The 10,696-nt window shown below is 64.1% G+C and carries 9 protein-coding genes; 1 reads left to right on the top strand and 8 read right to left on the bottom strand.

Features of this window, described 5'->3' with window-relative positions:
• The 8 genes from DT069_RS23115 to DT069_RS23080 all read right to left on the bottom strand — a co-directional run.
• A partial coding sequence (locus DT069_RS23115; RefSeq protein WP_425450494.1) for a mannose-1-phosphate guanylyltransferase/mannose-6-phosphate isomerase occupies nucleotides 1–940 on the bottom strand: 940 nt, incomplete at its 3' end.
• 184 nt (nucleotides 941–1,124) lie between these two features.
• Nucleotides 1,125–2,411, bottom strand: coding sequence for a class I SAM-dependent methyltransferase (locus DT069_RS23110; RefSeq protein ID WP_119462704.1), 1,287 nt, complete (start codon nucleotides 2,409–2,411; stop codon nucleotides 1,125–1,127).
• Nucleotides 2,412–2,416: 5 nt separating this feature from the next.
• The gene (locus tag DT069_RS23105) at nucleotides 2,417–3,553 is read right to left on the bottom strand and encodes a class I SAM-dependent methyltransferase (RefSeq protein WP_425450493.1); all 1,137 of its coding nucleotides are present in this window, start codon (nucleotides 3,551–3,553) and stop codon (nucleotides 2,417–2,419) included.
• 91 nt (nucleotides 3,554–3,644) lie between these two features.
• Nucleotides 3,645–4,868: a class I SAM-dependent methyltransferase gene (locus tag DT069_RS23100; protein ID WP_119462703.1), complete on the bottom strand. Its 1,224-nt coding sequence runs from the start codon at nucleotides 4,866–4,868 to the stop codon at nucleotides 3,645–3,647.
• Between the two features lie 4 nt (nucleotides 4,869–4,872).
• On the bottom strand, nucleotides 4,873–5,961 hold the full coding sequence (locus DT069_RS23095; RefSeq protein WP_119462702.1) for an NAD-dependent epimerase/dehydratase family protein: 1,089 nt from the start codon (nucleotides 5,959–5,961) through the stop codon (nucleotides 4,873–4,875).
• A gap of 4 nt (nucleotides 5,962–5,965) precedes the next feature.
• Complete coding sequence (gene rfbF / locus DT069_RS23090; protein WP_119462711.1) at nucleotides 5,966–6,736, bottom strand: glucose-1-phosphate cytidylyltransferase; 771 nt, start codon at nucleotides 6,734–6,736, stop codon at nucleotides 5,966–5,968.
• A gap of 493 nt (nucleotides 6,737–7,229) precedes the next feature.
• Nucleotides 7,230–7,829: a sugar transferase gene (locus DT069_RS23085; RefSeq protein ID WP_425450492.1), complete on the bottom strand. Its 600-nt coding sequence runs from the start codon at nucleotides 7,827–7,829 to the stop codon at nucleotides 7,230–7,232.
• Nucleotides 7,830–8,143: 314 nt separating this feature from the next.
• Complete coding sequence (locus tag DT069_RS23080; RefSeq protein ID WP_119462700.1) at nucleotides 8,144–9,175, bottom strand: NAD-dependent epimerase/dehydratase family protein; 1,032 nt, start codon at nucleotides 9,173–9,175, stop codon at nucleotides 8,144–8,146.
• 363 nt (nucleotides 9,176–9,538) lie between these two features.
• Between DT069_RS23080 and gmd the strand changes: the two genes are divergently transcribed.
• On the top strand, nucleotides 9,539–10,609 hold the full coding sequence (gene gmd / locus DT069_RS23075) for a GDP-mannose 4,6-dehydratase (RefSeq protein WP_119462699.1): 1,071 nt from the start codon (nucleotides 9,539–9,541) through the stop codon (nucleotides 10,607–10,609).
• Nucleotides 10,610–10,696 lie beyond the last annotated feature (87 nt).

Below are 10,696 nucleotides of genomic sequence, written 5' to 3'. Positions count from 1 at the left end.
GGCCGACCGCGGCGACCAGCCGGCTCTCGGCCCGGATGTAGCTGTTCCTGAGCCCGGCGGCGAGGACGTCGCCGATGAGCGTGTTGCCGGCGCCATCCTTCGCCGCCGTCTCCCACAGCGCGGCCCACGAGCCGACGTCGCTCCAGCCGATGTCGAGCGGCACGACGGCGGCGCTGTCGGTCCGCTCCATCACGGCATAGTCGATCGAGCGCGCCGGCGCGCCGGCGAAGGCCTCCTGGTCGAGGCGGAGGAAGTCGAGATCGCGCACCGCCCGCGCGACGGCTTCGCGGGTCGCCGCCAGCATCGCCGGCTCGAGCCGCGCGAGCTCGGCGAGATAGCGGGCGGCGCGGAACAGGAACATGCCGCTGTTCCAGGCATAGCCGCCCTCGGCGAGATAGGCCTCGGCCGTCGCGCGGTCGGGCTTCTCGACGAACCGGTCGACCGCGAAGCAGCCGGGGCAGCCGGCCAGCGCCGCGCCCTGGCGGACGTAGCCATAGCCGGTCTCCGGCTTGTCGGGGGCGATGCCGAAGGTGACCAGCGCGCCCGCATCCGCCGCGCGGACGGCCTGGTCGACCGCCTCCCGGAACCGCCCGGGCGCCGCGACATAATGGTCCGACGGCAGCACCAGCATCACCGCCTCGCCATCCTGCGCGGCGAGAAGATGCGCGGCCGCCGCGATCGCGGGCGCGGTGTTGCGGCCCGTCGGCTCGAGCAGGATGGTGATCGGCGCGCCGCCCAATGCGCGCGCCTGCTCGGCGACCAGGAAGCGGTGCTCGTCGTTGCAGACGACGAGCGGCGCGGCGAAGCGGGCGGGGTCGGCGACCCGCTGCAGCGTCTCCTGCAGCAGCGTCAGCTCCGAGGTCAGCGGCATCAGCTGCTTCGGATAGGCCGCCCGCGACACCGGCCACAGCCGCGTGCCGGAGCCGCCGCAAAGAATCACCGGGTAACATGTTCCGATGGGATACCCGTCATCCAGGTGCTCCGTCCGATTATGCACCGGTACTGCTGTGTTCGAATCTTCCATGATTGCTGGGTACCGCAGTTCCGAGCGTCGGCAAACGTCTCGGTGGGGATATCAGGACGTTCGTGCGGGCTACCACCGATTGAAAGGCAGGCTGTAATCGTCAGGCCCAGGCGATCCGGGCCGCCGACGTGTTCCCAGGGGCGTCCCCAGGGTCCGCGTCGGCACCGTCATGGCTTCGACGCGGAAGCACCAGGTCGATTCGGGCGCGCACCTGATGTTCGCGCAGGCTCCGGGCGATCTCCCCGCGATATTCGGGGTTCATCACCAGCACGACGTCTGGCTGATAGCGACGGAGATCGGACGGAGCGACGATCCGCTGTCCGGTTCCGGCGATGTGGCAGCCCGCCTTGCGCGGGTTGATGTCGACGACGTACGGCAGATCGTTGGTGTCGTTCAGCTGCAGCAGGTTGAGAAACATCACGCCTTTCGACCCGGCGCCCCAGAGGGCGAGTCGGACACCGTCGCGCCGATAGCCGGCGATCCTGTTCCGCCAATGGCTCAGAAGACGGTCCACCCGTTCGGCGAAGGATGCGACTGAAGCGTGATGCGCGGGACTGGGCGGTGTCGGACTCGCATTTGCCCCCGCGCCGGCAACCGCCTCGGCCCACAGGAACTGGCCGCCAAAGGCGGACTGCACGTCGCGAACCGACAGCCCTGCCTGCGCAAACGCCGTCACCAGCGAACTGCCTGAGAAATAGGACACGTGCTCGTAAATGACGTCCCAGAGGCTGAGCTGATCCAGGACGAGCGATGCGTCGGGAACCTCGAAGAAGGCCGCACCTTTCGTGCGTTCGAGATCCTCGCCGACCGCACGGAGCACCGCAACGGGATCGAGGAGGTGCTCCAGCACGTGCCGGCAGCAGACGAAATCGGCGTCCTGTGTCGCTCCGGCCCGGTAGATGTCCCCGATGATCGTCACATCGTCGGACTCGGTTCCGGTGGATGGCTGCGCCAATGGATGCGCCAATGGCGGTTCTTGGGCGCTCGGATCATAGCCGACGCCCCGACTGCCGCCGAGTCCGCAAAGCAACCGGAGGAAGTCGCCTCGGCCGCAACCGATCTCGACGATCCGCCGGCCCCTGAGATCATATCGATTGACGAGTCTCCGGGCTGTGGCGGTGGCGTAGCGCTGATAGCGCCCGGAGAAGTGCAAGGCGTTGTCATAGCTCCCCTCATAGCCGACGAGAGCCGGGTCGAAGGCGCGGTTGAACAGATGACCGCAGCTCCGACAGGCGACCAGGTCGATATCGCCGCGGGCGACGGCAACCGCCTCCTCTCGATGGGCGAGCAGGCGGTTGCAGAGAACCGGCACGCCGGGAATCGCAAGAACCGGAAGCAGGTCCGTGCCGGCGCAGATGAGGCAGGTGCGATTCTGTGCCGCCGGCATCGTGATCAGACCGTCAGGACCATGGGCGCACAGCCACGGTCCACCAGGGCCTGCCGGATCTCGGTCCGGTAGATGGGATTCATCACTACGACCATGTCCGGGTGGATGTGGGCTACCTCGTCCGGTCCCACGATCCGATGCCCGGTTCCCGGCATGTATTTTCCGTGCCTGTATGGATTAACGTCGACGACGCAGTCGATTTCGTGGCTCAGCGACAGGGTGGTGAGGAACGAGACGGCCTTGGACCCGGACCCCCAGATCACGACCTTCCGCCCCATCGAGGCGAACTCCGCCAGGGTCTTCCGCCACAGCGCCTGCTTCTCGATCCAGCGTTTGGTGAAGTTGACCACGAGCTGCTCCAACTGGCCGACCGGCTCCACGATTGCGCTTTCCGACCGATGCGGCGAGCCGTTGACCGTGGGGCGCGCGTCGATCATCAGGTACTGATCTTCGAAATCGGTCCAGACGTCGCCGACATCGAAACCGTTACTGACCAGAAGCCGCTCCAGCGACCCCGGGCTGAAGTAGGAACAGTGCTCGTAATAGATGTCCCAGAAGGCGCACTCCTTCAGGATCCGGACGGCGTCGGGCACCTGCAGGAACAGCGTGGCGCCGCGCTGCGTCGTCGCCCGTCTCAAAAGATCGACGAAGCGAGCGGTTTCGGGAATGTGCTCCAGGGTCATCTTGCTGCAAACGAAGTCGCTGGGCTCCAGCTCGGTTTCCTCTGTGAAGAATTCGCGTCGGAAGGTGATCTGGTCGTTCGCATGGGGGGCATGTCGGTCGGCCGCATAGCCGGGATCGAACCCCACGCCCGAATTGCCGCCGAGCTCGCAGAGCAGGGTCAGGAACTCGCCTTTGCCGCAACCGATCTCCAGAATGTGCTTTCCGGTCAGCCCATAGCGCTTGATGAGCTGCCCGGTGAGACGCGTATGGAAGGTGTTGAAGGTCGATGAGAAAGCCTGCGTCTCCTCATAACTGCTGGAATACTCCGTCAGGCTGGGATCGAAGGCGGCGTTGAAGATGAAGCCGCAGCCACGGCAGAACCGAAGCTCGATGTCGCCGCGGCGGAACGCCAGCGCCTCGTCCCGGTCGGCGATTAGCAGACAGCTGTTCGTCGGGACCTGCCGAACTTCATAGAACATGTGAGAGTTCGTTGACGCGCAGCTTGGACAGCGAGAGTCGTTCGTCATCGCGCGCTCCCTCTCCGAATGCTCGAAGGTCATCACTGCGGATCTAGACAACACGCGGCTCGGGGCTCGGAATGATGAAGCGTCCGCCCGCCTCCCGATACCGACTCTGCTGCGTCAGAATTTCGCTCGCGAAGTTCCAAGCCAGCAACAGCACGAAGTCGGGCCGATCCTCTTCAAGCCGTTCCGTCGGGAGGATCGGCAGATGCTGGCCCGGCATGAATTTGCCGTGCTTGTGGAAGTTGCGGTCCACCACGTAGTCCAGCAGCCTCGTGTCCGCCCCAAGATAGTTCAGCATCGTCGCGCCCTTGGCCGCGGCCCCATATGCCGCGACCCGATATCCCTGAGTCCGCAGATGATCGAGCTGCTGCAGAAGCTCGGTCTTCAGCGCCCGGACGCGGCCGGCGAAATTCGCGAAATAGGCCGAGCTGTCCAGGCCGATGGCGCGCTCGTCCGCCAGCATCTCCGTGACGGCCGCGCTGCTGTCCGGCCGATGTCCGACATGGACGCGCAGGGACCCGCCATGAATGTCGAGATGCTGGACATGGTTTACCGTGAGGCCATGCCGGCCGAACAGCTTGGTCAGCGCCGTCAGCGAGAAGTAGCAGAGATGCTCATGGTAGATTGTGTCGAACTCGCAATGGTCGACGAGGTCGCGCACATAGGGAACCTCGATCGAAGCGACGCCGTCGGTGTTCAGGAGGCTGGCAATCGCCTGGACCAGGCCGTTGGTGTCCGCCACATGCGCCAGCACGTTGTTGGCGATGATCACGTCGGCGCGGCCATGCTCCTGCCGGATCGCCTCGGCGGTCGGCATGTCGAAGAACCTGTTCCAGGTGGCGACGCCGTCGGCGTTGGCGATGCCGGCCGGCCCTTCGGCGGGATCGATGCCCAGAACCGGAATGCCGCGCTCGACGAAGTTCTTCAGCAGATAGCCGTCATTGCTCGCGATCTCGACGACGAAGCTCTTCGGACTGAGACGACGGCTGGCTATCAGCTCCAGGGCGTTGGCCTTGGAATGGGCGAGGAGGGCGGGAGAAAACGAGGAATAGTACGGATAGTCCCTGCAGAACAGTTCTTCCGGCGCGACCGTATAGGTGATCTGGACCAGGCTGCAATGCGGGCAGAAGACGAGATTCAAGGGAAAGCGCGGTTCGGGCTCCTCCAGCGATGTCTGGTCGAGAAGGCGGTCGGCGAGCGGCATGTCGCCGAGATCGAGAATGTCGACAAGATCGGATTCGCCGCAGGATCGGCATGCCGTGATCTGCATGGTCTTACACCTTGGACAGGGCCGGCGCCCGGCCGCTTGCATCCGGGACTGGAACATCGGCCGTCGGCCCGCTCCATCGCATCGTGCCGTCAAGCCGCCCGGTGGAGAGCAGAGCCTTCAGATGAGCGAGGCGCTGGTAGCGTGGGCCTTCGAAATCCTCGACGCTCAATCCAATGATGCGGTACCGGTGATAGAGCTCCTCGACGCCGCGCAGCGCCGTCCATTGCGGCTTGAAGCCCGGCAGGGCCCGGCTGATCTTGGAGCAGTCGACGCGGTAGGTCCGCTTGTCGGGCGACGCTCCGGCCGCATATTCGATGCTCGAGTTCCGCACGGTACGCTCGACCAGGGTCGCCAGCTCTCGGATCTGGTAGTTCTCCGTCGTGATGCCGACGTTGAAGACCTCCCTGTGAACGAGTTCGCGCGGCGCTTCCAGCGCGGCCAGGAAGGCGCGGCTGATATCCTCGATATGGACGATCGGGCGCCAGGGCGTTCCGTCGCTCTTGATGAGGACGCGATGCTTGCAGAAGGCATAGGCGACCAGGTTGTTGAGCACGAGGTCGAACCGAATGCGCGGGGAGAAGCCATAGGCCGTGGCGCTGCGCAGAAAGGTGGGCGAGAAGTCGTCGGTCGCCAGGCGCGCGAGATCCTGCTCCGCGCGAAGCTTGGAGACGCCATAAGGGGTCACCGGATTGGGATGGGACGATTCGTCTACCCAATCCTCGCCGGCGGCGCCGTAGATGCTGCAGGAGGATGAGAAGACGAAGCGCGAGACGCCGACGCTCCGTGCGACCTTGGCGAGATGAACGGTGGCCGCGTGATTTATCGCCATTGTCAGAGCCGGCATGAGGTCGCCGAGCGGATCATTACACATGCCGGCCAAATGCAGGACCGCGTCGCACCCGTCGACATCCGCGGGTTCGACGTCGCGAATATCCTTGTGAATGCTCGGGAAGCTGGGCCAGTCCCAGCCACCATAGACGGACGCCTCGAAGAGATTGGAGTCGAGACCCACGACGTCGTGGCCTGCGTCGATCAGCATGCGCACGAGGACCGAACCGATATAGCCGCAGTGACCGGTGACGAGAATTCGCATTGCTCTACTCCCAAAGCTTCCAAGGTGGCTGCGGCTCTTCCCAGAGAGCCTGTAGTAGTGCCTTGTCACGGATCGTATCCATGCACTGCCAGAACGAGCTGTGCCGATAGGCCATGAGCTCGCCATCGGCGGCCAGTCGCTCGAGCGGCTCTTGCTCGAACATGGTTGGATCGCCGTCGATATAGTCGAAGACGCCGGGCTCCAGGACGAAGAAGGCGCCGTTGATCCAGTTCTCGCCTTTCGCCGGCTTTTCCCTGAACTCCGCGATACGCGGACCGTCGAGAACCACGCATCCGAAGCGGCCGGGCGGCCGGACGACGGTCATCGTCGCGAGCCGCCCATGCGACCGGTGGAACGCCAGCAGACCGTGCAGATCGACATCGGAGACTCCGTCGCCCCAGGTCACCATGAAGGTGCCGTCCCCGATATGGGGCTTCAGGCGTCGGATTCGCCCGCCGGTGCCCGTCGATTCTCCCGTATCGATCAGGTCGACCACCCAGTCGCTGCATTCAGCCTGGTGATAGCGAACCGCTCGTGTGCGCAGATCGATCGTGAGGTCGGCCTCGAGGGCCGCGTAGTCGAGAAAATAGCGCTTGATGCACTCGCCCTTGTAACCGAGCGCGATGACGAACTCGGTAAAGCCGTAATGGGTGTAATGCTTCATGATGTGCCAGAGGATCGGCCGACCGCCGATCTCGACCATCGGTTTGGGCCTGACCGCGGTTTCCTCCGCGAGCCTTGTCCCCTGTCCACCGGCAAGGATTGCTACTTTCATGACCGCCCGTTCGCCGTATCCGGTTCCGGCGCTTCCCCTCATGGTGTCGCGCCGTGCATGTCATGATGTCATCGGGCAATGCGGCGGCGCCCAGGGCAAATGGGGTGCGGGCACGGACAATGGTAACACTCCAAATGGCTAGCCCCGGCGGAACGGGTCAATCGCTCCTCTATAGACGTACGACATTCGCCCATTCCACGCGCTGGAAAGCCGCCCTGGGCATGGCTTGCGCCGTGCGCGCGACGATGAGGCGGTTGCCGCGTTAACTCTTTGTTATGGTAAATAGCTTTCCCCTGATCCGAATGAACGGGGCGCGATTGGCATGGGGCGGGATTTGGAAGCGGCTCGAAAGGTTCTGAGAAGCGTCCATCGTCGCGAGCAAACGCGAGGCTGGACGATTCAGCAGAAATTCTGGTTTCTGGTCGGCAGCGCGCTGATCTGCTGGGGTATTATCGTTGCCCTCGTTCTTCTGATCTGAGGCTGCGGCGTTCCTTCAGTAGGCCCCCTTGCGTGTGATGACGATGCCGATGGTCCTCATGATGATTGCTGCGTCCAAGAGAAGCGACCAGTTCTTCACATAGGAGACATCGAGCCCGACGCGGGACTCGTAATCGACATCGTTGCGCCCGCTGACCTGCCAAAGCCCGGTGATGCCGGGGCGGCAGCTGTAGTAGCAAACGATGTTGTCCTGATATCGCGCTCCTTCGGCCGTGACGATCGGCCGGGGGCCGACGAGGCTCATGTCGCCCTTCAGCACATTCCACAGCTGCGGAAGTTCGTCGAGGCTCGTCTTTCGCAAAGCGCGGCCAACGGGCGTGATCCGCGGATCGTCGACCAGCTTGAAGTGCCGCTCCCATTCCAGCCGGGCGGCCGGGTCGCGGGCGAGATATTCCGCGAGCTTGCGGTCGGCATCGACCACCATCGAGCGAAACTTGTAGCATTTGAACGACGTGCCATCCCGCCCGACACGGGAGTGCGCGAAGATCGCGGGCCCGCCGTCCATCCGAACCAGCAGGTAGACGAGGGCGAATAACGGTATGAAGAAGAGGAGCCCTGCAAGTGCGCCGACAATGTCGATGCTGCGTTTCGACAAACGCTCGTGAACGCGGCGCCGGGTTGTGGACTGAGCTGAACTCGCTTCGCTCGATGGCTGGGCCCCCTCCGGCGCCGAGAAAAAGCCGTTAAAGAAATCCGCGAACATTCCGGCTGCCATCCTTCTTCGCGCCCGATCATCGGCGGTTGACGGTAGCTCCGGCCGCGCTGCCGCCTGCCGCCATGCTCCAAGGTTAAATCAGCCTGACCAAGGTCTGAACGATGCGATCGAGGTACCATTCATCGCAAAGGTGGAGCAGCGCGGACGAGCGAGTCCTTCCGAGAGGGCGCCCCTTCTCGATTCGTTAGGCACTCTTAGACCGCCGCGACGTTCCTCGGGCGATGGATCTCCTTCGGCTTATGGAACGGTTCGCCGACCATCAGGTTGCTGCGCGCTGCAAGCTGGTCGGAGATCCAGCGATAGGTCGGGATCAGCCCATGGTCCAAGGAAATTCGTGGTGCCCAGCCGAGCACATGCCGCAGCAGCGTGCCGTCGCTGTTGCGGCCGCGCGCGCCTTGCGGCATCGCGCGGTTGTGGCGCACCATCACGCTCTTGCCGGCGATAGCCGAGATGATGTTGACCAGCTCGTTGATCGTGATCCTGGCATCCGTGTCGAGGTTCAGCGGCGCGCAGCAGTCCGACTGCATGATCCGGTAGAGCCCCTCCACACAATCGTCGATATAGATGAAGGAACGGGTCTGCTCGCCGTCGCCCCATATCTCGATGCTGTCCCCTGGCGCGGCGAGGGCCACCTTGCGGCAGATCGCGGCCGGTGCCTTGTCCTTGCCGCCATCATAGGGGCCGAGCGGCCCGTAGACGTCATGAAACCGGACGACGCGCGTCTCCAGGCCCCAATCCTCGGCGTAATATTGACAGAGCTTCTCCATGAACAGCGTTTCGAAGCCGTGCCCCTCGTCCGGATCGGCCGGAAAGACATCGTCCTCGCGAAGCGGCTTTGCCGCGGCGTTCTTCTGGAGATGCTGCGGGTAGACGCAGGCGGACGATGCGAACAGGAACCGCTGAACGCGCTTCATCCGCGCCGCCTCGAGCATGTGCAGGTTGATCATCGTATTGTTGCGCGCGATCTGCGCGTGCTTGTTGGTGATGTAGCCGATCCCGCCCGTATCCGCCGCCAAGTGGTAGACGATCTCGATGTCGCGCAGCGCGGCCAGGCAATTGTCCATGCGCCGCAGATCGAGACATTCGAACTCATGCGCGGCGGACGGCTCGAACTGCGGATGCTTGAGATCGACGCCCCGGACCCATGCGCCACGGGCGACGAGAAACTTGGCAAGGTGATGCCCGATGAAGCCGCCGGCACCGGTTACCAGAACGCGCTCCGTCATGATCCTTCTCCCACGATAAATACCCAGTCGCAGCGACGATGACCGGAAATGATAGCGCAATGCCTCACCGCACTTCCGAACCCCAGGAGTGGAGTGGGCGGAAAGAACGAGCTAGCGATCCCAGCCAAATGAGGCATCGCGGGCGTGCCCAGACGACTGATGGGGCGGCCGATGGCGGTGCCCGGCATTCGACCGCCTCCATCACGCGACGTGCCCGGCGGACCGACATTGCGAGAGCGGCGATATGGCTCACCCAAGCGGGCTACCTCCGCTGAACGGCGGTTGTCGACCCGGTTCGTTGTTATGCTCGGCCCCATGGGTTGGTTGGGGGCATGGTTGGGCGCAACGTGAGGGGATTGTTCAGTGTCGAACCGAGTTGCGCTTATTACCGGGGTGACGGGGCAGGATGGCGCGTGCCTCACCGAACTGCTGTTGTCGAAGGGCTACACGGTTCACGGAATCAAGCGGCGCTCCTCCTCCTTCAACACCGAGCGCATCGACCATCTCTATCAGGATCCCCACGAGACGAACGCCCGCTTCTTTCTGCATTACGGCGACATGACCGACGCCACGAACCTGATCCGGATCATCCAGGAGACGCAGCCCGACGAGATCTACAACCTGGCGGCGCAGAGCCACGTGCAGGTCAGCTTCGAGACGCCGGAATACACGGCCAACGCCGACGCGCTCGGCACGCTGCGCCTGCTCGAGGCGATCCGGATCCTGCGGCTGGAGCGGCAGACCCGGTTCTATCAGGCCTCCACCTCCGAGCTCTACGGCAAGGCGCAGGCGGTCCCGCAGGACGAGACGACGCCGTTCCACCCGCGCTCGCCCTATGCGGCGGCCAAGCTCTATGCCTACTGGATCACCGTGAACTATCGCGAGGCCTACGACATGCATGCCTCGAACGGGATCCTGTTCAACCATGAGAGCCCGATCCGCGGCGAGACCTTCGTCACGCGCAAGATCACCCGCGCGGTCGCCGCGATCCACTACGGGTTTCAAGACCGCCTCTATCTCGGCAATTTGGACGCCCAGCGCGACTGGGGCCATGCGCGCGACTATGTCGAGGGCATGTGGCGCATTTTGCAGCAGGACAGGCCCGACGATTATGTGCTCGCCACCGGCGAGACACACACCGTGCGCGAGTTCGTCGAGGTGGCCTTTGGCCAGGTCGACCGCACGATCGTGTGGCGCGGCAAGGGCGTCGACGAAAAGGGGCTCGACGCCAGGACCGGCGACGCCCTGATCGAGGTGGATCCGCGCTACTTCCGCCCGACGGAAGTCGACCTTCTGCTGGGCAGTGCGGCCAAGGCGCGTGAGACGCTCGGCTGGACCCACAAGACCGGCTTCCGCGACTTGGTTGCGGAGATGGTCCAATCCGATCTGAACGTGGTGCTTCGCGAGGCGGGCCGCAATGATCGCCACGGCTGAGATCCGCGCTTCGGGACGGCATCTCCGGGACCTGCGCCTGGCTTTTGAAGTATCGGCCGGAGGCCCGCGGATGACGGCGGCCTCCCT

Origin of the sequence: Virgifigura deserti, from assembly GCA_003576685.1 — a bacterium.
Classification (GTDB): Bacteria; Pseudomonadota; Alphaproteobacteria; order Dongiales; family Dongiaceae; genus Virgifigura; species Virgifigura deserti.
The sequence above is the reverse complement of the archived record's forward strand: the minus strand, read 5'-3'. Positions and strand labels throughout refer to the sequence as shown.

Bases quoted from the DNA above. Each gene is read 5' to 3' on its own strand.
- DT069_RS23110 (WP_119462704.1), bottom strand. From the start codon at position 2,411: ATGCCGGCGGCACAGAATCGCACCTGCCTCATCTGCGCCGGCACGGAC.
- DT069_RS23105 (WP_425450493.1), bottom strand. From the start codon at position 3,553: ATGTTCTATGAAGTTCGGCAGGTCCCGACGAACAGCTGTCTGCTAATC.
- DT069_RS23100 (WP_119462703.1), bottom strand. From the start codon at position 4,868: ATGCAGATCACGGCATGCCGATCCTGCGGCGAATCCGATCTTGTCGAC.
- DT069_RS23095 (WP_119462702.1), bottom strand. From the start codon at position 5,961: ATGCGAATTCTCGTCACCGGTCACTGCGGCTATATCGGTTCGGTCCTC.
- rfbF (WP_119462711.1), bottom strand. From the start codon at position 6,736: ATGAAAGTAGCAATCCTTGCCGGTGGACAGGGGACAAGGCTCGCGGAG.
- DT069_RS23080 (WP_119462700.1), bottom strand. From the start codon at position 9,175: ATGACGGAGCGCGTTCTGGTAACCGGTGCCGGCGGCTTCATCGGGCAT.